The following is a 22202-nucleotide window of genomic DNA, read 5'->3' as shown; positions in this document are numbered from 1 at the left end:
GTCGGAGGCTCAGTCGGAGACTCAGTCGGAGACCGGGATGCTGGTGGTGGTGCGGGTCGGCGCCGACGTGCCGGCAGGCTTCTGCTGTCGCGCCGACTTCGGCGCCTCGAACATGTCGCGCTTGGTCGGGCCCTCCAGCCGCGCACCGGACGCGCTGAACCGGCTGCCGTGCGCGGGGCAGTCCCAGGACAGCTCCGCATCGTTCCAGCCGAGCACGGCACCGAGATGCGGGCAGACGCCGGAGAGCCGGCAGGTCTCCCCGTCCACGGTGGACACCGCGGTGGGCATCAGGCCACTGCGCGCCACCAGGCCCTGACCCTCAGCAGGCGCGGCATCCGGTAGCGCGGTAACCAGCGCGGCACCCCAGCTGCGGGCGTACCACCAGGCCACTGCCGCGTTGGCGCCCAACCCGGCAGCGAACGCCATCGGCGTGGTCACCCTCCGGTGGAGGGTATTCGCCCAGGGCTGGTTCCCGCCGAGCATGTCGGCGGCAATGGTGAGCGAGGCCTGCACGGCGTTCGTCATCCCCCACTTGTCGTACCCGGTGGCGATGAAGATGCGGCCCTTGCCCCGCGGCATCCAACCGGCGAAGGGAACCCGGTGCGGGGTCTGGTAGTCCTGCGCGCTCCAGCGGTGGGTGACCCGCGCCTCGGGCCAGTACTCGCGGGTCCAGTGCACGAGGTCGTCGACGAGCAGCTTCGGCGACGGATGCCGCCCCACCGGGTGCCCGTTGCCGCCGACGATCAGGTGCCCGTGCGCCGTGCGGACGCTGCGGGTGGCCCCGTCGACCGAGAGATACATGTCGGGCGGCGGCGACTCGACCCCCTCGAAGGCGAGCGCGTAGGAGCGCAGCGGCTTGAGCTTCGCCCAGTACAGGCCGCGGTTGAGGATGGGGGTTCCGGTGGCGAGCACCACCCGGTCGCCGAAGACGGCTCCGCGCGGGGTGCGCACGGTGACCAGGTCGTCGGGGTCGACGCCGTTCACGAGGGTGTGTTCCACGATCACGCCGCCGTGCTGGCGCAGGTCAGCGGCGAGCGCCGCGAGCACATCCATCGGGTCGAACTGGGCCTGATCGTCGAGGGTCAGCGCGCCCGTGGTCGGGAACGGCAGGGTGGTGTCGCGCGTCAGTCGGGTGGCCAGCCCCGCCGATTGGGCCACCTCGTGTTCCCGTTCCAGAATCTCCAGCCCCCGCGGGGTGGTGGCGTAGCTGACGGCGGCGCGACGCTCCACCGGGATGCCGTGCTCTTCCGCGTAGCGCAGCAGCCACGACTGCCCCTCCCTGTTGGCCTCGACGTAGGCGTTCACGATGGCCGGGTACATCTGCCGGCTCAGCTGTTCCAGGTGGTGTCCCTGCAGCAGGCTGAGCTTTGCCGTGGTGTTGCCGGTGGTCACCGCACCCACCGTGCGTGACTCGAGCACCGCCACCCTCTGCCCGGATCGGGCCAGCAGCAGGGCGGTGACGAGGCCGGTGAGGCCGGCCCCCACGATCACGGTGTCGTACCGCGCGCCCGGGATGAAGGCATCCGTTTCGATGGTCTGCTGACGGTCAAGCCAGAGTGAGGTCATGGGCGCTTCCCTTCGTCGGGGTGTGCCGTTCCACCGTACCCCGGGGCTGTGCGGGGCGACAGGGTTAGACCCCGCCGCCTCCCCCGCCTCCCCCGCCGCCTCCGGACGAGCCGCCGCCCGATGATCCGCCGCTCGTACTGCTGCCGGAGTAGACGGTGCTGGCGGTGGAGCTAAGTCCGCCGACCCCGGCAACGAACACGGCCGCGTTGAACGGCTGGTTACTGACGTACCAGTCCGGTTGCTCGTCGTACCAGTGGGTGAGTTCCTCTGCCCACTCCTTCTCTTGCCCGAACAGCACCGCGTACGGCAGCATCCGCTCGTTCAGTTTCAGCATGGCGCGGCGGTCGGTGACATCCACGTGCACCCGTTCGGCGCCGTCCGGGCTTTGCAGCATCCGCAGCCGGTCCTGCTCTGCCACCTTGATGTAGAGCTCCATGCCGCGCAGGTAGTCGCGCAGCTCGGCGCCCGCGGCGGTGAGCGGTCGACGGAAGATCGCAATCGAGACCATCGTGACGGCGGCGATTGCTGGAAGCACCAGCAGCAGCGGCCAGGCACCGCCGCGGGCGTCTACTGTCATGATCACGCCGGCCACGAACACCGCAACCAGCCCGAGCAGCGCGAGCACGAACGGCAGGATCACGTTGCGAGCGGCCACCGCGCGGCGAAGCCCCAAGCGGGTGGCATCCTTGCGCACCGCGACGGTGACCTCGTGCACCCGCTTACCGACCTTGGGGTTCTTCGCCGAGAGCTGGTATTGCTCGCCCGGCCGCAACCGGGTGCCGAAGAAGGCGTTCAGCAGCTGCTGGGTGCGCGGCGACAGCCCCTCAGGGTCAACCAGCTCGATGGTGAAGGTGTCTTTCCCGAGCCGCTTCTCGTTCTCGATGATGCGGATCTTGCGCCGCACGGCCAGGTCGATCAACGCCGCCGCCGTGCCGCGACCCTGCCGGCCGAGGATCTCGGCCGAGGCCAGCAGGTCGTGCCACTTCGGCGGCAGGTACTCGGCGATGATGGTGGGTCGCCCGTCGGCGTCTCGGGTGGTGGTGGCGCGAATCACGAACCCCCACACTCCGGCGATGAGCGCGGCGAGCAGGCCGACAAGCTGCACCCAGCTGAACGGCGAGGCGAAGTAAGCGTTATCGCGTGGCACGAAGGTGCCGGCCTCGAACGCGACCGCGATCGTGACATTCTCGAACGCTGCCAGGTTCTGCTGCGACGCGGTCAGGGTGGTGCCGTCGGTGCCGGCGGCCGTGATCTCGCAGCGGTTGCTCGCGCCTTCGGGCCCCCAGTAGCAGGCGGCGTCGCCGGTGAGCCGGTCGGCGATCTGCTCGTCGACGTGCACTCGGGCGGTGACGCTGCCGAACGGTTGCGCCCAACCGGTGCCGTTGACATCCCAGTAGAACTCGTCGACGCCGGTGTCGTCGAAGTACCTGGTCGCGTTGTGCTGCTCGTAGCTGATCACGTAGGTCTGGGCGCCGTGCACGTAGTCGTCGGCGGCGATGGTCACGTACTGGATGTCGTCTTCGGATTCGGTGTCGAACGCCCGCGGCTTCCCCGACTCGTCGGTGACCCCGGTTACCGTCAGGTCGGTGGGGTGGCCGTCATAGTGCTGCACCAGGGCGCGCCGGATGCCGCGATTTTGATCGGTCTCGGGAAACCGGGCGACGAGCGTCTCCACCGTGGTCAGGGTGGACCGTCCGTCAGCGTCGACGCCGAGGTAGTAGTCCGCTGCGAAGCTATCGAAGCTGAAATTGTCGACGTCCGTGGCGCGGGGGCCCGCGGCATCCGCTGCTATCGGTGTTCCCAGCACAATGAAGAACACGGCAAGAGTGCCCGCAACGATCCGCCCCATGGTTCGAGGGTATCGGTGGGGCAACAATGGCCGGTGAACCGTCAGGCTCGGCTGTCGCCCGCCTGCCCAGAGGCGTCGCGGAGCGCCGCCTGCACGTCGGCGACTGAGATCGGTCGGCTCATCGGCGGGGCATCGTAGAGACGTTCCAAACCTGGACGGAGCTCGTTCAGCCAGGCCTCGTACCCGGCCTCGTTCAAGTGCTCGCGGTCGTCGCTGTATGCCGGGTTCAGCTCACCGTCAGGCAGCGCAAGCGCCGGCCATAGGTCAAGGTACTGCGCCCGCACGGTCGCGGCGAACTGCCAGAGGTGACGGTTGGCGTTGCGGATCTCGTCGGCGAGCTCGTGACCGCGAGGGATGATGGACTGCAGCAGCAGCCGCACCCCGGGCAGGTCCCGGCGTAGGTCCCACAGGATGGACTCGACGTTGCGCACCACGTACTCGGCCGACCGGCGCCTGGCCGAGAAGTCGTTCGAGCCGATCAGCATCACAATGGCGTCGGGCCGGGCAGCGACGATCTCGTCGCGGCGGCCGAGCAGGTCCTCGGTGGTCTGGCCGGCGACGCCGAAGTTCAGCGCCTCATGCTCGGGAAACCAGTCCTGCCACCGGCCATCGGCGGTCAGCCGGTCCCCCACGAAGACGATCCGGTCGGGTGAGTCTTTCTCGGGCATCGTGATCCTCCGCAGCTTGTACCCATAATGCGACGAATCCGCGGCGCGTGCCACCGCGACAGGCTAGTTCCCAGCAATCGCGTGGAGGCGCGCTCAGGTTCCCGGGGCGGTCGCCGCCAGCCACGAGTCGAGGTCGCTCGGGGCGTCTGTGACGATCCCATCCACCCCGAATGCCAGCGCCTCCGCCCAGTTCTGCTCGGTATTCAGCGTGTAGAGCAGGATGCCGACGCCTGCCTCGTGCATCGTCTCGACCAGCTCCGGACGACGCTCGATGGTCGCGGCCTTCGTCATCACGGCGATGGCGTCGTAGAAGCGAGCGAACCGCACCGGGTCGGCGGGCAGGTCGCGGCGCAGCACGATCCGCGGGATGGCCGGAGCCGCCTCGCGGGCGTGGGCGACGGTGGCGAGCGTGAAGCTCGCGATGATCGCCCGGCTGTGCAGGCTGTAGCCGTAGAGCAGGTTGCTCACCGCCGCGACATCCGTCTCGCTCCAGAAGCCCTTGAGCTCGATGATCGCCATGGCCTCGGTGGTCACCAGCAGCGCCAGGTACTCATCCAGGGTCGGCACCGGCACCCCGGCGAACTCTGGCGCGAACCAGCCGCCGGCGTCGAGGGTCTGCAGCTCGGCGAGGGTGAGGTCGGCCACCCGGCCGGATCCGTTCGTGGTGCGGTCAACGGTCGCATCGTGCATGAGCACCGGCACGCCGTCCTTGCTCAGCTGCACGTCGGTCTCGACGAAGCTCATGCCCGCATCCAGCGCCGCCTGCAGGGCGGGCAGGGTGTTCTCCGGCGCCGCCGACCGGTCGCCACGGTGCGCGGCGATAAAGCCGGCCTCACCGGGTGCTCGCAGCGATTCGAATGCTCCGGCCGCCTGCACGCTGCCCACCGGCAGGTTCAGGGCCACCGCCAGCACCAGGGCGATGACGCCCGCGCTCGCGGGAAGGATGCGCCGCGCACGCGGTAGGGATGATGATGCGGATGTCGCCATTGACACGCCCCGTCGTGGATTGCCCGCCTCGCTGCGGGGTGACGCCACTCTAGCGCGGCCGTTACCGTTTCGTTACGTCAGGGAGCGGGTGTCGCGGTGGGCTGTCAGGGCAGGTGGTAGGCGTGCTGGTACGAGGTGTGCAGCTTCTTCCACACCGGGAAGTAGTAGTCGTACCAGGACTCCCAGACCGGCGGATCGTCATCAAGCGTGGCCGCGAGATGGTCGAGGTGGATGTGCCATCCGGCCAGCGACATGGTGATGAACTTCTCGTCGGGCGGGGCGATGGCGTTGGAGAAGGTCAGCCGGGTGGCGCCGAGGGTCTCACCGTCCGCGGCATCCGGTGCGCCATCGATCACGGTGCCGTCCGTGCCCAGCCGCTGCAGCTCGAACCGCATCGGCCCATGTTGACTGTTCTCGCTGTCCAGCAGCCGGCCTGGGTGCAGCGCGGTGATGGTGCCGGGCCACCAGTCCAGCTTGCCCTTCGGGTCGTTCAGCCAGCGCAGGTCGTACCGGCCGCCGAGGCGAAGGTCGACCTTCGCCTCGGCGAGCCAGAGCCGCAGCAGAGCTGGCTGGGTGATGAACTCCCACACGCGCTCGATCGGGTGCTCGTAGTCCCGGGTGAAGACCAGGTCGGCCTCGTCACCGTGACGCCGGTACTCGCCGAGTCTGCTGGCGTGGAAGTCCGGCGTCATTTACAACATCGACTTCGTGTGCCACACCGTCTTGGTCTCGGTGAACGCGGTGATGCGCTCGAGCGAGGGCGCCGGGACCCCGGGCTCCGGGGTGATCACGCGCTTCAGCGTGTCGGCGGCGGCGATCTGCAGGTCGACCCAGTCGAGGGTTCCCGCGCCGGTCAGGTCGAGCGCGTTCACGTCGGCGTGCGAGGCGAGCCACGGCGCGATCTCGGCCGGCGAACCGGTGAGCAGGTTCACCACTCCCCCCGGCACGTCGCTGGTGGCGAGCACCTCGGTGAGGCTGATCGCGCTGAGCGGCGCCTTCTCGTTCGCGACCACGACGACCGTGTTGCCGCTGACCAGCGCCGGTGCCACGACGGATGCCAGGCCGAGCAGGCTCACCCCGGTGGGTTCCTGCGGTGCGATGATCGCGACGACGCCGGTGGGTTCCGGCGTGGACAGGTTGAAGAACGGGCCGGCGACCGGGTTGCCGTTGCCGGCGACCTGCACGTACTTATCTGCCCAGCCGGCGTACCAGACCCAGGTGTCGATCGCGGCGTCGACCTGCTGACCGGCGACCGCGGCGGAGACGCCCTCTGAGGCGACGATCTCGTCGATGAACTGCGCCCGGCGGCCCTCAAGCAGCTCGGCGATGCGGTACAGCACCTGCCCGCGCAGGTACCCGGTGGCGCCGGACCAGCTGCTCACGGCGGCGCGCGACGCGACGACCGCGTCACGGGCGTCCTTGCGGCTGGCCTTTGCGGCGTTGGCGAGGAAGTCGCCCTTCTTGGTGACCACCTCGTAGGTGCGTCCGGATTCGCTGCGCGGGAACTTGCCGCCGATGTAGAGCTTGTAGGTCTTCGGGATGGTCAGGCGTGACATTACTTGGAGCCCTTCTTGATCGACTTCGGGGCGGCAGCGCCAACCTGGACCGGCTCAGCCGGACCGGACAGGCTGGCTCGGCGGGCGGGTGCGGCGCTGGATTGCAGGTAGCCGGCGAGGCCGTGGCGGCCGCCCTCGCGACCGTACCCGGATTCCTTGTAGCCGCCGAACGGAGAGGCCGGGTCGAACCGGTTGAAGGTGTTCGCCCAGATCACGCCGGCGCGCAGCTTGTCTGCCACGGCCAGGATCTTGGATCCCTTGTCGCTCCAGATGCCGGCGGACAGCCCGTACGGGGTGTTGTTGGCCTTCTTCACCGCCTCGTCGGGGGTGCGGAAGGTCAGCACGGACAGCACCGGTCCGAAGATCTCGTCGCGGGCGATGCGGTTGCTGGTCGACACGTTGGTGAAGATCGTCGGGGCGAACCAGAAGCCGTTCTCGGGGATCGCGCAGTCGGCGGTCCAGCGGTCGGCGCCCTCCTGCTCGCCGATGTCGGACAGAGCGCGGATGCGCTCCAGCTGCGCCTTGGAGTTGATCGCACCGATGTCGGTGTTCTTGTCGAGCGGATCGCCCAGGCGCAGTGTGGACAGGCGGGTCTTCAGCCGGTCCACGACCTCGTCGTGCACGTTCTCCTGCACCAGCAGGCGGCTGCCGGCGCAGCAGACGTGGCCCTGGTTGAAGAAGATGCCGTTGACGATGCCCTCGATGGCCTGGTCGATCGGCGCGTCATCGAAGACGATGTTCGCGGCCTTGCCGCCGAGTTCCAGGGTGATCTTCTTGCCGGTGCCCGCGGTGGAGCGGGCGATCGACCGGCCGACGGCGGTGGATCCGGTGAACGCCACCTTGTCGACATCCGGGTGATTGACCAGCGCCTCACCGGTGTCGCCGGCGCCGGTGATGATGTTGACGACACCCGGCGGCAGGTCGGCCTGCTGCAGGATCTCGGCGAAGATCAACGCGGACAGCGGGGTGGTCTCGGCTGGCTTCAGCACCACGGTGTTGCCTGCGGCGAGCGCCGGGGCGATCTTCCAGGCCAGCATCAGCAGCGGGAAGTTCCACGGGATCACCTGGGCGGCGACGCCGAGCGAACGCGGGTTGGCGCCGAGGCCGGCGTGGTCGAGCTTGTCGGCCCAGCCGGCGTAGTAGAAGAACCAGGCGGCGACGAGCGGGATGTCGGTGTCGCGGCTCTCCTTGATCGGCTTGCCGTTGTCGAGGCTCTCGGCCACAGCGAGCTCGCGGGCGCGCTCCTGCACCAGCCGGGCGATGCGGAACAGGTACTTGCCCCGGTCGGCGCCACTCATTTTCGACCAGGTGCGGTCGTAGGCACGGCGCGCGGCGGCGACGGCGCGGTCGACGTCTTCACCGTTGGCGTTGGCGATCTCGGCGATCGGCTTCTCGGTCGCCGGTGAGATGGTGGTGAAGCCGTGGCCGTGACCATCGACGAACTCGCCGTTGATGAACAGGCCGTAGCGGTCACGGAGGTTGAGGATGGCGGTCGACTCTGGGGCCGGCGCGTAGTCAAGGAAATTCATGGGTGTCCTAGTCGATCGTGACGTAGTCGGGGCCGCTGTAGTGGCCTGTGGTCATCTTCTGGCGCTGCAGCAGCACGTCGTTCAGCAGGCTGGATGCACCGAACCGGAACAGGTGCGGGGTGAGCCACTCCTCGCCCACGATTTCGGCGACGGTGACGATGTACTTGATGGCGTCCTTGGAAGTGCGGATGCCGCCAGCCGGCTTCACGCCGATCTTCTCTCCGGTGAGCTTGTGCCAGTCGCGCACGGCCTCGAGCATCAGCAGGGTGACCGGGAGGGTCGCGGCGGGCGACACCTTGCCGGTGGAGGTCTTGATGAAGTCTCCGCCGGCGAGGATCGACAGCCAGGATGCCCGGCGCACGTTGTCGTAGGTGACCAGTTCGCCGGTCTCGAGGATCACCTTGAGGTGCGCGAAGGAGCCGTCTGCGCGCCGGCAGGCGTCTTTCACGGCGACGATCTCGTCGAAGACGCGGCCGTAGTTGCCGGAGAGGAACGCGCCGCGGTCGATGACCATGTCGATCTCGTCCGCGCCCGCGGCCACCGCGTCTGCGGTGTCGGCGAGCTTCACCTTGAGTGAGGCGCGGCCGCTCGGGAACGCGGTCGCCACGGCGGCGACGTTGATGCCGCCGACGTTCACCCCGGTGGGGCCGTCGAGGCCCTTCGCCGAACCGAGCGCCTCCACGGCGTACGGCACCATGTCGCCGTACACGCAGACCGCTGCCACCCGCGGGGTGCTGGGGTCCGCGGCATCCGGAGTCAGCGCCTTCGCCACCAGCGACCGCACCTTGCCGGGGGTGTCTGCGCCCTCGAGGGTGGTCAGGTCGATCAGGCTGATGATCTTGTCGATCGCCCACTGCTTCGAGGTGGTCTTGATCGAGCGGGTGCCGAGGCCGGCCGCGCGCTGTTCGAGGCCGACGGCATCGACGCCGGAGAGCCCCTCCAGGTGCAGCCGCAGGCTCTTCTCGGTGAGGTCACCGCCCAGCAGTTGCACGGCGCGCGCGGCAGGCGCCAGGGCGATGGGATGTTCGAGTGTCATGTGTCTCATTCCTCCAGAAGGGCCGCGGCCGTGTGCTCGTCGGTCACGATGACGGAGCAGAGTCCGCCTCCGACGACGGCCCGGGCGATGTCATGCTTCGCGCGGCCCGCGATCACCAGCACGCCGGTGGTGGCGGATCGCAGCCGGTCAAGTCCCAGTCCCACCGTACGCTGATCAAGCGCCGGGTCAACGATGTTGCCGTTGGCGTCGATGTAGCGGCCGACCACGTCGCCGACCGCGCCCTTGCGCACCAGTTCGGCGACGTCGGCAGCGGTCAGGTAGCCGCTGTCGACCAGCGCGCTGGTGTCGTCGGCGACTCCGGCGCTGTACAGATAGACGGATGCCGCGGACGCCTTCTCCAGCACGCCCGCGACGGTGCGGTCGGCCTCGATAGCCCGCTTGGTTTCGAGTCGCTCGAGGATGGCCGGGCTCGGCAGCAGGGTGGCCTGACCGCCGGCCTTGCGGGCGATCTCCACGGCGGTGCTGGCGGCGGTGGAGGCGCGCTTGTTCAGCGACACTCCCCCGTTGATCTGCACCACCTCGACGCCGGACGCCCAGCCGTCGGCCAGGTGGTCGGCGACGTCGCTCAGGGTGCGGCCCCAGCTGACGCCGAGCAGCCGAGGCACCGGGCGGAGCGCGGCAAGGAAGTCGGCGGCGGCCTGCGCGACGCGCTCGTGGGCGTCGGCGTCGGCGTCGGTGGTGCGGGTGCCGGTTCCGGTGCCGCCGGTGCCGGTGTCCGTGCCTGCGCTGGTCGGGGCGGGCACCACCACGGCGTCGGCGAGGCCGAAGCGCTCGCGCAGTTGCCGCTCGACGCCGAGCCGGCGGGCGCGCGGGTGCACGATCTCGATGCGCACGATGCCGCGCTCGCGGGCCTGGGCCAGCAGACGGCCGACCTTCCAGCGCGTGATCTTCAGCAGCGCGCCGATCTCGTCCTGCGTCTTGTCGTCTTCGTAGTAGAGCTCGGCGACTCGCACCGCCAGTACATCGTCAGCCATGGGTCGCCTCCTCTCCTATGTCCAGAATACCCGGGCGGCAGCATCCGTTGCTGTTCTTGCTCATATGAGCACCGGGCGCGTGGGCGGGTGCACATTTGTTGCCTCGGGACGAGCACCTGTCCGCGGCATCCGCTGATCGTCCGCTGATCGTCGCCGGACGGACGGACTTCGGCGGCTCGGGCGGACGTAATCCGCTGAAATGACCTCCCGAGCGCGCTTTTACCGACCGAGCGGGCGGCGCGCCTCAGTACTCTGGCCTCATGCCATACGCGCTGGCCGTCGATTTCGGCGGCACCAAGGTCGAAGCCGCCCTCGTCGACGAGCACGGGGTGCTGCTCGAGGGCAGCCGGGTGCGCCAGCTTACGGGCGCCGCCACCCGATCCGACAGGTTGGCGCACGCGGTGCGGGAGGTCGCCAGCGAGGCGCTCGCCGGACTGCCGATGGGCGACGTGCTGGTCGGCGTGGGCATCGGATGCGCCGGCCCGATCACCGTCGCCGAAGGCCTGGTCAGCCCACTCAACGTCGCGGCTTGGCGGGACTACCCGCTGCGAGCACAGCTCGAGTCGCTTGTACCCGAAGTTCCGGTCAGGCTGCAGATGGACGGGCTGTGCATCACGCTGGCCGAACACTGGGTGGGCGCCGGGGTCGGCTGCGACAACCTGATGGGCATGATCGTGTCGACCGGTATCGGTGGCGGGCTGATCCTCGGCGGCCATACCGTGTCGGGACCCACCGGCAACGCCGGCCACATCGGACACGTCGGCGTCGGCGGCTTCGACGAGCGCTGCGCCTGCGGCGGGGTCGGCTGCGTGGAGGCGATCGCGTCCGGCCCGAAGACGGTCGCCTGGGCCAGGGCGCAGGGCTGGACGGGCGAAACCGGCGAGGACCTCGCCGCCGGTTACGCCGCCGGCGACGACATCGCGGTGCGGGCGGTGCAGCGCGCCGGTCGTGCGCTCGGGCAGGCCATCGGCTCCGCGACATCCCTCGTCGATTTGGAATTGGTCGCGATCGGCGGCGGCTTCTCGCACGTCAGCCCCGACCTGTTCGACATCATCAACCAGACCATCGCGGAGCGGGCCGCGTTCGGCTTCGTCACCAAGGTGCGAGTGGTGCCCTCGGCGCTGTCGGGCGAAGGACCGCTGATCGGGGCGGCGGCGCTCGTCCACCGCCCGGCAGTGCTCGCGCCCGCCTGACCGGTGGGCTGCTGGCCCGCCCAGCCGGTGGGCTACTGGCCCGCCTAACCGGTGGGCTACGGATTGCCGAGCGGCAGCGAGCTACTGCGCGCGCAGCTCGTCGTCGACCATGCGCGGTTTCGACAGCAGGATGCCCGCGACCAGCGACCCGGCCGCGGTGAGCAGAAGGAAGACCAGCGGCAGTGTCCACGATCCGGAGACGTCGCGCAGCACACCGAACAGCAGCGGACCGACCGCGCCCATTGAGTACCCGATGCCCTGCACGAAACCGCTGACCGCGGTGGTGACCCGGTGGTCGCGAGTGTGCAGGTTGATCAGGGTGAGCGTCACCGGGAATAGCAGCGGCCCGCCCATGATGATCACCCACAGCCACGGCGCCAGGGTTGGCGCGAGCAGCAGCCCGGAATACCCGATCAGCAGCTGCGCGGTGAACAGTTGCACCAGCAAGCCCGGCCGCCGGCTGCGCACGGTGAGGAACGGCATCACCAACCCGAGCGGCAGCCCGATGAACGCGTACACCGACAGCAGCACTCCGGCCTGAACCGACGACAGCTGGGACTGCTCCATCAGCAGCTCGGGCAGCCAGGCGAACATCGTGTAGGCGTTCAGCGACGACACCGCGAACGCCAGCGTCAGCGCCCACGTGGTGCGTGATCTCCAGAGTGCGCCGACGATCTCGGCCGGCCCCTCCTCGACCTCTGGCGACGGATCGCGGCGCGCGGCGGCGAGCGTCTTGCGATGCTCCAGCCACATGAACACCCACGGGATCAGGGCGGTGAGGCCGAGCACCGCCCAGGTCATCAGCGCGGTGCGCCAGCCGGCGGCATCCGCGATCGGCACCGAGATCGCCGCCGGAATGGTGGTGCTGATCGCCAGCAGCGACACGTAGGCCGAGGTCATCAGCCCCACCCGGTCGGGGAAGTAGCGCTTGACCACCGCGGGCAGCAGCACGTTGCCCACGCCGGTCGCGGCCAGGGTCACGGCACTGGCGGCGAGGAACATCGGGTAGCCGACCGACAGCGCACGCGCCGTGAAGCCGAGCACCATGACGGCGCTCGCGACAGCCAGCGTGGCTTCCAGGCCGAGTCGACGGGCAAGCCAGGGCGTGAAGAGTCCGGATGCCGCGAACATGGCGGGCGGCAGCATGCCGAGCACTCCGAGGGCGGTGCCGTTCAGGGCGATGTCGACGCTGATCTGGTCGACGATCGGCGACACCGAGGTGACCGCGGTGCGCAGGTTAAGGGCGATCAGCAGGGTGCTGAGCAGTGCCAGGGTGCGGCCCGACCAGAGCGGCAGGGAACGCGGAGCAGTCACCGCTGCAGTCTACGAGAACTCAGACGCGGCGAGAACTCAGACGCGGGGAAAACTCAGAAGCGGCGCGGCGGAAGGCGGGGCGCCTCAGAAGCGCCGCGGCCGCAGCGCCGTGGCAAGCAACTCCCGGGTGCGCGTCACGTCGTCGCCGAGCTCCGCGATCAGGTCGTCGATCGAGGAGAACTTCACCATGCCACGGATCCGGTCGACGAAGGACACCTCCACTGTCTTGCCGTACAGGTCGATGTCCTCATCGAGCACGTAGGCCTCGACCTGACGTTCCGGAACGCCCTCGAACGTCGGGTTGTTGCCCACCGAGATTGCCGCGGGGTAGGTGGCGCCATCCACCGAGAGCCAGCCGGCGTACACGCCGTCGGCGGGGATCAGCCCTTCGACCGAGGGCTTGAGGTTGGCGGTGGGGAATCCGAGTTCCCGGCCGCGCCGTTCGCCGGGCACGACCACCGAGCGCACCGACGGCAGGTGACCGAGCACCTCGGCGGCCTCGCGCACGTCGCCGCGGCCGAGCGCCTCGCGGATCCAGGTCGAGGAGGCGCGGCGCCCGCCTCCGGATGCCACATCCTCGATCACGCGCACCTCGAAGCCGCCCTCCGCGCTGGCGTCGATCAGCGTGCCGACGGTGCCCGCCGCCTTCGCACCGAACCGGAAGTCCCGGCCGACGAACACCACCTTCGCGTGCAGCGTGTCGACCAGCACCTTCTGAATGAACTCCTGCGGCGGCTGCTGGCTCATCTCCTGGTCGAAGGTGAGCATCAGCGTGGCGTGCACCCCGGTCTCGGCCAGGCGTTCGATCTTCTGCTCATTGCTGAGCAGGGCCTCCGGGCACTGTTCGGGGCGCAGCAAGGCGAGCGGATGCCGGTCGAAGGTCACCACCGTGGAGGTGAGGTTCTCGACATCCGCAATTCGAAGCAATTGAGCGATGACGGCGCGATGTCCGGCATGCACACCGTCGAACTTGCCGATGGTGACCGCGCTCGGGCCGAAGTCCGCGGGTACGTCGCTCTGGGCGGTGAAGAGTTGCATGATCATGCCACCACTGCCGCGGTGCGGCGCCGATACAGCCAGGTGAGGCCGAGGATCGGCAGCACGAGGGGAATGAACAGATAGCCGATGCCGTAGTACGACCACACCGAGGGGTGGCCGAACAGTTGCGGGTGGGTGAGGCTGAGGGTTCCGACGATAAGCACGCCGACCAGTTCGAAGCCGATGGTGATCCACGCGACGGTGCGCCAGGTCTGGCCCGGCATGATCAGCGCGACGGTGGCCAGAATGTACACCACGGCCGACACTGCGGACAGTGTGTAGGCGAGCGGGGCCTCGTCGAACTTGGTGAGGATCTGGAATACCGAACGCCCCGTGGCCGCCATCGCGAGGATTCCGTAGACGAGCACGAGCACGCGGCCGGCGCCGGACATGCGGGAGAGGGCAGGCGTTGACATCGTGCTCAATGTTAGGCGCGTCATGCGAGTTGCACGAACCAGATGGCGTGCATCCGGATCACCATCACCGCGATCGCGAGGCTGGCGACCCCGAGTACCACGGTGCTCCAGCGGTTGCGTTCGACCAGTCCCCAAAAGCCGGCGAGCGGCGGGATCAGCACGGCACTGATCAGATAGGCCCAGAATTCGAGCGGATGTCCCGTGGGATGGTTGCCCACGAACGGGGCGACGATCGCGATCACCACCTGCACGATCAGCAGCAGCTCGACCAGGATCAGCGAGCCCAGGGTGAAGTCGTTCGGTTTCTTGCCGGCCAGGCCCATCACCAGGCAGAACACTCCGGCGGCGAGCGCCACGGCGATCTGCACCCAGCTGAACCACTCGATCACGACAGCACCTCGTCGGTGGGGAAGTTGACGACCGGACGGGCGGTGCCAGCGGAGACCTTGAGCAGGCCGACCAGGCGCCCTTCGGGCGAGATCGCCGCGGCTATCTCCGTGTCGGCGGTGTCGAGGGTGATCCGCTTGCCCTGGGTCAGGTCGCGGGTCTGCTCCGCGGTCAGGTCGACCGAGCCGAACAGCGTGCTGGCGATGCCTGCGGGGTGCTGCAGCTGCTCGGCGAGCGACTCGGGGGTTGCGTCGGTCAGGGTGGCGGCATCCGTCACGTCGAATGGGCCGACCTGGCTGCGGCGCAGTGCGGTGAGGTGTCCGCCGACGCCGAGACTGGCGCCGAGGTCGCGGGCGAGCGCCCGAATGTAGGTGCCGGAGGTGCAGCGGATGCGCACGTCGAGGTCGAGGTGTTCGCCGCGGCGGATGTCGAGGGTGGCGAATTCGTGGATGGTGACCGGGCGGGACTTCAGCACCACGGTCTCCCCCGCTCTGGCCCGGTCGTAGGCGCGGCGGCCGTCGACCTTGATGGCGCTGACGCTGGAGGGGACCTGCTCGATCGGTCCGGTGAGCGTGGCGATCTGCCGCTCGAGGTCGGCGTCGCTGATCGCGGAGGTGTCGGCGGTGTCGCTGATCTCGCCCTCCGCGTCATCCGTCGTCGAGGACTGGCCGAGCCGGATGGTGGCGAGGTATTCCTTGTCGAGGCCGACGAGGTAGGTGAGCAGCCGGGTGGAGCTGTTCAGGCCGAGCACGAGCAGCCCGGTGGCCATCGGGTCGAGGGTGCCGGCGTGGCCGACCTTGCGGGTGTTGGCGAGCTTGCGCACCCGGGAGACCACGTCGTGGCTGGTCAGACCCGCCGGTTTGTCGAGCAGCAGGATGCCGCTGCGGGGGCCGATGGTGCCAGTCACGCTTCAACGCTACCGGAGCCGCCCTAGGCTGGTGACCATGCGCGTGGCGGTATTAGGGGCGGGAGCCATGGGCGGCACGATCGCCGCGCTGCTCGCGAGGGCGGGGCACGAGGTCGAGGTGACCGCGCGGGGCGCCCAGTTGGCCGCGATCGAGGCCAGCGGCATCCGATTGTCCGGCGCGTGGGGATCGTTCACCGCTGAGGTGGCGGCCGGGGGCGTGCTTGCGCGGCGCCCGGACCTGGCGATCGTGGCGACCAAGGCGATGGATGCCGCGGACGCTGTGTCGGCGAACGCGGCGATGCTGCGCGGGGTGCCGCTGGTGGTGGTGCAGAACGGGCTCGGCGGGTTGGAGCGGGTGCTCGATGCCGCGCCGGGCTCGGACGTGATCGGGGCGCTGTCGTTGTTCGCGGCGTCGTTCGTTGAGCCGGGGTCGGTCACGGTGACCGCGGCGGCGAAGACGTACCTGGGCATCGTGCGCGGTCCGGCGTCGGCTGCCGAGGCCGCGGCATCCGTTCTGGGCAGCGCGATCCCGGTCGTGGTGACCTCCGACTTCGAGGGCGCCCGCTGGACCAAGCTGCTGGTCAACCAGGTGAACGCGCTGCCGGCGATCACCGGACTGAGCGTGCAGGACGTCATCGACGAGCCCAGGCTGCGCCGCATCATGACGCGCAGCATGCGGGAGAACGCCCGCGTCGGGCTGGCGCGCGGGGTGCGTTTCGCCACGCTGCAGGGCATCTCGCCCGCCCTGGTGCGCCTGGTGGCGTACGCGCCGCTGTGGCTGGGCGAGCGGATCCCGCTCGGCATCCGCCGGTACCTCGGCGACGTGCCGAACCCAGGGTCGACGCTGCAGTCGATCCGCCGCGGCCAGCCGAGCGAGGTCGACTACCTAAATGGTGCGGTGGTGGAGGCGGCGGCCGAAACGGATGTCGCGACCCCGGTGAACGCGGCGATGGTGCAGCTCGTGCACGAGGTGGAGCGCACCGGGCGGCACCTCTCCCCCGACGAGGTGGTGGCGCGCGTCCCTGCCCGCTGAGGCGGCCGGTCGGGCACCTGCTCGGGCACCGGTCAGCCGCGCACCGTCTCGAGGAAACGGTTGATGGCGGCGGCGGTGGCGTGCGGGTCGACGAGCATCGGCAGGTGACCGGTCGGCAGCTCCGCCTCGAACGCGCCACCGAGGGTGGCTCGAAAGCGCCGCTGCATCCGCTCGGGAAGTTCCTTGTCGTCGGCGGTGCGCACATAGCCGCGCGGCACGTCGGGAAGCGGCCCGTCGATCGTGTCCAGGTAGAGCAGCTTGGATTCCGGGCTGAACTCCTGCACCACGCGATCGGCCACGTCGGTGGGCAGGCCGTTGCACAAACCGGAGCGGATCGCATCGGCAGGAGGCTTGGTGCCGGCGAACCGCAGCATCGCGCCCATCACCAGTCGCTGCGGGAACGGTAGCGACGACACGAATCCGTGCCCCGGCTTCGGCACCACCGCCGCGATGGCGAGGAACCCGCTCACCCGGCCGCGCATCAAGCTGCCGAGCTCGGTGCCGATCACCCCGCCGATCGAGTGCCCCACCAGCACCACGCGGCTGAATCCGGAGTCGTCGATCTGTTGCAGCACGCTCTCGGCATACTGCCGGAGGCTGGCCGGCGGTGCCGTGCGCGGATAGCGGGCCACCAGGGCGGGCAGCGAGAGTTGCGGCGCGACCGCGTCCCAGATCCAGGGGTGCAGGCCCGCTCCGCCGAGCAGGACCACGCCCGACGCTGCCGGCGGTGATTCCATGGTTCGTTCTACCACTCCCGGGTGACAGGGAGGGATCGCGCCGGCTCAGTGCCGCTCGCGGGTCAGCAGGAGTCGGCGAAGATGCGGGTCGGATGCTCCGGGTCGCTGTTGTCGATCAGCGCCATCGCCCGCTCGGTGGGTTTCGCATCGGCGCGGTACAACTGCATGCCTGTGCGCTCGCGCTCACCGATCGCCGAGGAGCCGTCGCCCTCGCGGAGCCGCTGCTCCGCGACATCCTGCGGCACCTCCAGCCAGGCGGAGTAGTTCCAAATGCCGCGCAGCTCCGGGCGGTTGAGGAAGATCCCGTCGACGATGAGGATGGCGTCGGCGGGACCGGTAAGCCATTTCGGTTCCACCTGGATATCTCGCACCGCGTCGAAGGCGCGGGTGACGAAGCCGGTGCTGCCGCCCATCCTGAACGGTTCGATCAGCACCCGGCGGAAGACCGAGTAGTTGAAGGTGTCGCGGTAGTAGCCCTCGGCGGAGTCCTGACCGCGGCTGTACCGTTCGGCGCGCGGCCGCTGGAAGTCGGCGATCGAGGCCCGGAACACGGCGTGCCCTGCGCGCTTGAACGCGGTGGCGAGGTCGTCCGCGAACGCCGTGGTGCCCGCGCCGTCGATCCCGTCGATGGCCACGATTGCGCGGCCCTTGCCGTAGTTATGCAGGATCTCAGCGGCGAGCGCATCGAGGATGTCTCGCTTCGCCGGTGCCCATGTCGTCATGCCTCCAGCGTACGCCGCCCGTGTTTTTAGCTGAGCGCGCGCAGTCTCGGGGCCAGGTCGCTGCGGAACAGGTCGAGGAACCGCTTCTGGTCGTGGCCGGGCGAGTGGAACACCAGGTGGTTCAACCCCGCGTCGAGGTACGGCTGGATCTGCTCCAACGCCTGGTCGGGGTCGGATGCCACGATCCAGCGTTTCGCGATCTGCTCGATCGGCAGCGCATCGGCCGCCGCCTCCATCTCGATCGGGTCCTCGATCGAGTGCTTCTGCTCGGCGCTGAGCGACAACGGAGCCCAGAACCGGGTGTTTTCCAGCGCGGCATCCGGGTCGGTGTCGTAGGAGATCTTGATCTCGATCATCCGGTCGAGGTCATCGAAGTTGCGGCCGGCCTTCGCGGCGCCTTCCGCGACCGCGGGCAGCAGCTGCTCGGTGTACAGCTCCATGCCCTTGCCGGACGTGCAGATGAAGCCGTCGCCGGCCCGCCCGGCGTAGCGCGCCACCACCGGGCCGCCGGCGGCGATGTAGATCGGGATGCCGCCCTCCGGCACGTCGTAGATCGAGGCGCCCTTGGTGGAGTAGTACTCCCCCTCGAAGTCGACCCGGTCGCCGGTCCACAGTTGCCGCATCAGGTCGACCGACTCCCGCAGCCGGGCCAGGCGTTCCTTGAACTCGGGCCACTCGCCGCGGAACCCGGTGGCGATCTCGTTCAACGCCTCACCGGTGCCCACCCCGAGGATGATGCGGCCGGGGTAGAGACAGCCCATGGTCGCGAACGCCTGCGCCACCACCGCCGGGTTGTAGCGGAACGTCGGGGTCATCACCGAGGTGCCGATCTGCACCTGCTTGGTGCGCTCGCCGACCGCGGTCATCCAGGCCAGCGAGAACGGAGCGTGCCCGCCCTTGTGCCGCCACGGCTGGAAGTGGTCGCTGGCGGTGACGCTGTCCAACCCGTACTCCTCCGCCATCACCCCGAGCTCGACCAGCTCACGCGGCGCGAACTGCTCAGCAGACGCCTTCAATCCCAGTTTCAGCACAGACTGTCCTCCGTTGGTGTCGTGTCTTTAGGTATCGTGTCGTTACGCGTCGTAGCGCCGGATCAGCGCCGCAAGCGCCTGCCCACCACCGATGCACATCGTGACAACACCGTACTCAAGATCGCGGCGCTGCAGGTCGAGGGCGAGGCGCAGGGTCAGGATGGTGCCGGTGGCGCCCACCGGGTGCCCGAGCGCGATGGCGCCGCCGTAGGGGTTGGTGCGTTCCGGGTCGAGCCCGGCGTCGCGGATCACGGCGACGGCCTGGGAGGCGAAGGCTTCGTTGAGCTCGACGCTGCCGACATCCGCCGGGCTCAGCCCGGTGTCCTCGAACAGCTTGTTCAGGGCGAGGGTGGGCGCGTAGCCCATCAGCTCCGGTTCCATCGCCGCCGTGGTGACATGCTCAATCGTGGCAAGCCCCGTGAGACCACGGTCGCGCACGTCGCTCTCCCTCATGAGGACGACGGATGCCGCGCCATCATTGATCCCGGACGCATTACCCGCGGTGACGGTGCCCTCCGCCTGGAAGGCGGGCCGGAGCCCTGCGAGCACCTCCAGGGTCGTGTCCGGCCTGGGGTGCTCGTCGACGCTGACCTCGACCGGTTTCCGGCCGGCGGTGGTCACGGGCACGATTTCCTCGGCGAACGCGGCCTTCGCGGCATCCGTTGCTGCCCGTCGCTGGCTCTCGAGCGCGAACTCGTCCTGCTGCTGCCGGGACACACCGTACTTGGTGGCCACGTTCTCGGCGGTGACGCCCATGTGCTTGTTGCTGAACGGGTCGGTGAGCATGGCGATCGTGCCATCCTGCAGGGTGCGGTCGCCGAGCCTGTCGTTGTAGCGGGCGTTGAAATCGTAGAACGGCATGCGGCTCATGTTCTCGTTGCCGCCCGCGAGCACGACGTTTGCCCCGCCGGACTGCGCGCCCCACATGAGCTGCATCGCACCAGACCAGATCGACTGCAGGCCGCTTCCGCAGAGTCGGTTCACGGTGTACGCGGGAGTGTTCTTCGGCAGCCCAGCCTCAAGCGCCACCCGGCGAGCGTTGTAGGCATCCGGGCCGACCTGGCCGATGCAGCCCATGATCACCTCGTCCACCTCGTCGCCGCTGACGCCCGCGCGACGCAGCGCCTCGACGCTCGCTTGCGCGCCGAGGAGGTAGCCGGCGGTGTCGCGGAACACCCCGCCGAAGCTGCCGATCGGCGTGCGGGCGCCGTTCACGATGACGACTTTGTCGGTGCTGTTCACTATGACGTTCTCCTGGCTTCGGCGACGCTGCGGATGGGAGTGGTTCTCGGGTATTGGCCTATACGGATGCTACCGGGCCGCGGGTGTGGGTAAGTGCGGGGGCGACTGGTGCCGGCCGCGGCCGGGTGTGGTGGCGTCGGGCGCGGCCGGGTGTGGAGTGGCGTCCGGGAGGGCTCCACGGTCGTGAGGTCTGGCAATCGGTCCTTCACCCGCCCCGGGAACGACTAAACGCCAGACCTCACCGTCCGGAGCGGACTACCGCGTGTCCTCGTCGGGCAGACGCGACGCTCCGCGAAGGTGAGGTCTGGCAAACGGCCCTTTCCGCGCGCCGGGAACAACCAATCGCCAGACCTCACCGGGCGCCGGCGTCCCCGCAGGCAAATCCCGCATCCGTACCCGCACGGGCGTCGCGGGGACGCGGAGCCGCGGAACACGGATCCCGCGCACCGCACCTAGGCTGGTTCGGTGCCGATCGCTCCCCCCGTCATCGCCTGGTTTCGGGAGCATGCGCGGGATCTGCCGTGGCGCGAGCCGGGTTTCCCGGCGTGGGGCATCCTGGTCAGCGAGGTGATGCTGCAGCAGACGCCGGTCGTCCGAGTGATCCCGCGACTCGAGCAGTGGCTGGAGCGGTGGCCGACGCCGGCTGATCTCGCCGCCGACGCGCCGGGCGAGGCGGTGCGCGCCTGGGCACGACTGGGTTATCCGCGGCGGGCGCTCAATCTGCACGCGGCCGCGGTGGCGATCACCGAACGGCACGGCGGGGTGGTGCCGCACGACGTGGACGAACTGCTGGCACTGCCGGGCGTGGGCCACTACACCGCGCGGGCCGTCGCGTCGTTCGCCTTTGGGCTGCGGCATCCGGTGGTAGACACGAACGTGCGACGGGTGATCGCCCGGGCGATCGGCGGGCAGGGCGAGGCCGGGCCGCCGAAGACGCGCGCCGACCTCGCCGCGATGGAGGCGCTGCTGCCCGAGGATGCCGGCGAGGCGAAACTGGCCAACGCGGCGCTGATGGAGCTCGGCGCAATGGTGTGCACCGCCCGCGCCCCACGCTGTGAGGCATGCCCGATCGCCGAACTCTGCGCGTGGCGGTTGGCGGGCTATCCCGAGTACGAGGGACCGCGCGCGGCCGTGCAGAAGAAGTTCGAGGGCAGCGACCGTCAGGTGCGCGGCCTGATCATGGCGGAACTGCGCGCCAGCGACATCCCCGTCAGTCATGCCGAAATTGAGCAGGTCTGGACGGATGCCGCCCAGCGCGAGCGTGCACTGGCGGGGTTGCTGCAGGACGGCCTCGCGGTCGGCGACGCCGCGTCGGGCTACCGGCTGCCCTGACTCGTCGGGGTGGAGCGCGCAGAACGGCAGCGATCCGAGCCGACGCGCCGCGCAAATTCGCATGCGGGCGGCGTGTCAGTCCGAATCACTGCCGTTCGGCGCGGCCGGGCCAGTCCAGACCCGCAGCACACGCGGTAACGCGAGTTAGCGCGGCGGTTCCTCGTCGAAGCCGGCGTCTTCCTCGGCTTGTGCCTCAGCATCCTCGCCGATCACGCGCGGCTTCACGTACGGGTCCTCGTCGCCAGCGTACTGCGCCGACGCGGCCAAGTTCTGCGACTCGGCGTCGCGCAGGCGAGCCTCGTCGAGCAGCTTGCTGATGTGCTCGGCGTTCTCGGGCAGCGCGTCGTGGATGAACTCCAGCGACGGCGTGAGGCGTGCGGTGATGTTCTTGCCCACCTCGCTGCGCAGCATCCCGGTCGCCGACTTCAGGGCGGCGGCGGTGTCGTCGCGTTCCTCGTCGCTGCCGTACACGGTGTAGAAGATGGAGGCGTGCTGCAGGTCGCCGGTCACCTTGACATCGGTGATGGTGAGGAAGCCGAGCCGTGGGTCCTTGATCCCCCGCTCGAGCCGCCTGGCGACGATCTCCTTGATGCGGTCGGCCATTTTACGGGCGCGCTGTGGATCAGCCATTGTTCAATCCTGCCTTGTTGGGAGGTAAGTCGTT

At 69.3% G+C, this 22202-nt stretch carries 22 protein-coding genes; 3 read left to right on the top strand and 19 right to left on the bottom strand.

Features of this window, described 5'->3' with window-relative positions:
* Positions 1 to 21: 21 nt before the first annotated feature.
* The 9 genes from HCT51_RS04180 to HCT51_RS04140 all read right to left on the bottom strand — a co-directional run bounded on the left by HCT51_RS04180 (position 22) and on the right by HCT51_RS04140 (position 10186).
* Positions 22 to 1566: an FAD-dependent oxidoreductase gene (locus tag HCT51_RS04180; RefSeq protein ID WP_166870632.1), complete on the bottom strand. Its 1545-nt coding sequence runs from the start codon at positions 1564 to 1566 to the stop codon at positions 22 to 24.
* Between the two features lie 64 nt (positions 1567 to 1630).
* The gene (locus HCT51_RS04175; RefSeq protein WP_166870630.1) at positions 1631 to 3415 is read right to left on the bottom strand and encodes a DUF2207 domain-containing protein; all 1785 of its coding nucleotides are present in this window, start codon (positions 3413 to 3415) and stop codon (positions 1631 to 1633) included.
* 41 nt (positions 3416 to 3456) lie between these two features.
* Entirely contained in the window at positions 3457 to 4083 is a 627-nt protein-coding gene (locus tag HCT51_RS04170; RefSeq protein ID WP_166870627.1) for a GDSL-type esterase/lipase family protein, read from the bottom strand.
* Between the two features lie 93 nt (positions 4084 to 4176).
* Positions 4177 to 5070, bottom strand: a complete 894-nt coding sequence (locus HCT51_RS04165) for a glycerophosphodiester phosphodiesterase (RefSeq protein ID WP_166870625.1) — start codon at positions 5068 to 5070, stop codon at positions 4177 to 4179.
* Positions 5071 to 5174: 104 nt separating this feature from the next.
* Positions 5175 to 5762 (bottom strand): SRPBCC domain-containing protein, encoded by a 588-nt coding sequence (locus tag HCT51_RS04160; protein WP_166870622.1) that lies wholly within the window; start codon positions 5760 to 5762, stop codon positions 5175 to 5177.
* Complete coding sequence (locus HCT51_RS04155; RefSeq protein WP_166870619.1) at positions 5763 to 6626, bottom strand: aldehyde dehydrogenase family protein; 864 nt, start codon at positions 6624 to 6626, stop codon at positions 5763 to 5765.
* Positions 6626 to 8155: an aldehyde dehydrogenase family protein gene (locus HCT51_RS04150; RefSeq protein WP_166870617.1), complete on the bottom strand. Its 1530-nt coding sequence runs from the start codon at positions 8153 to 8155 to the stop codon at positions 6626 to 6628. The genes HCT51_RS04155 and HCT51_RS04150 overlap by 1 nt, the downstream gene beginning before the upstream one ends.
* Positions 8156 to 8162: 7 nt before the next feature.
* Entirely contained in the window at positions 8163 to 9191 is a 1029-nt protein-coding gene (gene deoC / locus HCT51_RS04145; RefSeq protein ID WP_166870614.1) for a deoxyribose-phosphate aldolase, read from the bottom strand.
* Between the two features lie 5 nt (positions 9192 to 9196).
* A complete protein-coding gene (locus tag HCT51_RS04140; RefSeq protein ID WP_166870611.1) occupies positions 9197 to 10186 on the bottom strand; it encodes a sugar-binding transcriptional regulator in 990 nt (329 codons plus the stop codon).
* Between the two features lie 260 nt (positions 10187 to 10446).
* On the opposite strand from HCT51_RS04140, the gene HCT51_RS04135 reads away from it, so the two are divergent.
* Positions 10447 to 11379, top strand: coding sequence for an ROK family protein (locus HCT51_RS04135; RefSeq protein ID WP_166870609.1), 933 nt, complete (start codon positions 10447 to 10449; stop codon positions 11377 to 11379).
* An 81-nt stretch (positions 11380 to 11460) separates the two neighbouring features.
* Here the strand turns inward: HCT51_RS04135 and HCT51_RS04130 are convergent, their stop codons facing one another.
* The 5 genes from HCT51_RS04130 to truB all read right to left on the bottom strand — a co-directional run bounded on the left by HCT51_RS04130 (position 11461) and on the right by truB (position 15441).
* Positions 11461 to 12693, bottom strand: coding sequence for an MFS transporter (locus HCT51_RS04130; RefSeq protein ID WP_166870606.1), 1233 nt, complete (start codon positions 12691 to 12693; stop codon positions 11461 to 11463).
* 84 nt (positions 12694 to 12777) lie between these two features.
* Entirely contained in the window at positions 12778 to 13731 is a 954-nt protein-coding gene (locus HCT51_RS04125; protein WP_166871338.1) for a bifunctional riboflavin kinase/FAD synthetase, read from the bottom strand.
* A gap of 2 nt (positions 13732 to 13733) precedes the next feature.
* Positions 13734 to 14147 (bottom strand): hypothetical protein, encoded by a 414-nt coding sequence (locus HCT51_RS04120; RefSeq protein WP_224760658.1) that lies wholly within the window; start codon positions 14145 to 14147, stop codon positions 13734 to 13736.
* Between the two features lie 20 nt (positions 14148 to 14167).
* A complete protein-coding gene (locus tag HCT51_RS04115) occupies positions 14168 to 14536 on the bottom strand; it encodes a hypothetical protein (protein ID WP_166870600.1) in 369 nt (122 codons plus the stop codon).
* Positions 14533 to 15441, bottom strand: coding sequence for a tRNA pseudouridine(55) synthase TruB (gene truB / locus HCT51_RS04110; protein WP_224760657.1), 909 nt, complete (start codon positions 15439 to 15441; stop codon positions 14533 to 14535). Before truB ends, HCT51_RS04115 begins: the two co-directional genes overlap by 4 nt.
* 37 nt (positions 15442 to 15478) lie before the next feature.
* Between truB and HCT51_RS04105 the strand changes: the two genes are divergently transcribed.
* The gene (locus HCT51_RS04105) at positions 15479 to 16474 is read left to right on the top strand and encodes a ketopantoate reductase family protein (protein ID WP_166871334.1); all 996 of its coding nucleotides are present in this window, start codon (positions 15479 to 15481) and stop codon (positions 16472 to 16474) included.
* A gap of 32 nt (positions 16475 to 16506) precedes the next feature.
* Here the strand turns inward: HCT51_RS04105 and HCT51_RS04100 are convergent, their stop codons facing one another.
* The 4 genes from HCT51_RS04100 to HCT51_RS04085 all read right to left on the bottom strand — a co-directional run bounded on the left by HCT51_RS04100 (position 16507) and on the right by HCT51_RS04085 (position 20206).
* A complete protein-coding gene (locus tag HCT51_RS04100; protein ID WP_166870598.1) occupies positions 16507 to 17211 on the bottom strand; it encodes an alpha/beta fold hydrolase in 705 nt (234 codons plus the stop codon).
* 62 nt (positions 17212 to 17273) lie between these two features.
* The gene (locus tag HCT51_RS04095) at positions 17274 to 17933 is read right to left on the bottom strand and encodes a nucleoside/nucleotide kinase family protein (protein ID WP_166870596.1); all 660 of its coding nucleotides are present in this window, start codon (positions 17931 to 17933) and stop codon (positions 17274 to 17276) included.
* A 26-nt stretch (positions 17934 to 17959) separates the two neighbouring features.
* Positions 17960 to 18964, bottom strand: a complete 1005-nt coding sequence (fgd, locus tag HCT51_RS04090; protein WP_166870594.1) for a glucose-6-phosphate dehydrogenase (coenzyme-F420) — start codon at positions 18962 to 18964, stop codon at positions 17960 to 17962.
* A 42-nt stretch (positions 18965 to 19006) separates the two neighbouring features.
* Entirely contained in the window at positions 19007 to 20206 is a 1200-nt protein-coding gene (locus tag HCT51_RS04085; protein WP_166870592.1) for a thiolase family protein, read from the bottom strand.
* A gap of 465 nt (positions 20207 to 20671) precedes the next feature.
* Here HCT51_RS04085 and HCT51_RS04080 point away from each other — a divergent pair, with 465 nt between their 5' ends.
* Complete coding sequence (locus HCT51_RS04080; protein WP_166870590.1) at positions 20672 to 21538, top strand: HhH-GPD family protein; 867 nt, start codon at positions 20672 to 20674, stop codon at positions 21536 to 21538.
* A gap of 144 nt (positions 21539 to 21682) precedes the next feature.
* Here the strand turns inward: HCT51_RS04080 and rbfA are convergent, their stop codons facing one another.
* The gene (gene rbfA / locus HCT51_RS04075; protein WP_166870588.1) at positions 21683 to 22168 is read right to left on the bottom strand and encodes a 30S ribosome-binding factor RbfA; all 486 of its coding nucleotides are present in this window, start codon (positions 22166 to 22168) and stop codon (positions 21683 to 21685) included.
* Between the last annotated feature and the right edge of the window lie 34 nt (positions 22169 to 22202).

Origin of the sequence: Salinibacterium sp. ZJ450, from assembly GCF_011751885.2 — a bacterium.
Lineage (GTDB): Bacteria > Actinomycetota > Actinomycetes > Actinomycetales > Microbacteriaceae > Ruicaihuangia.
The sequence above is the reverse complement of the archived record's forward strand: the minus strand, read 5'-3'. Positions and strand labels throughout refer to the sequence as shown.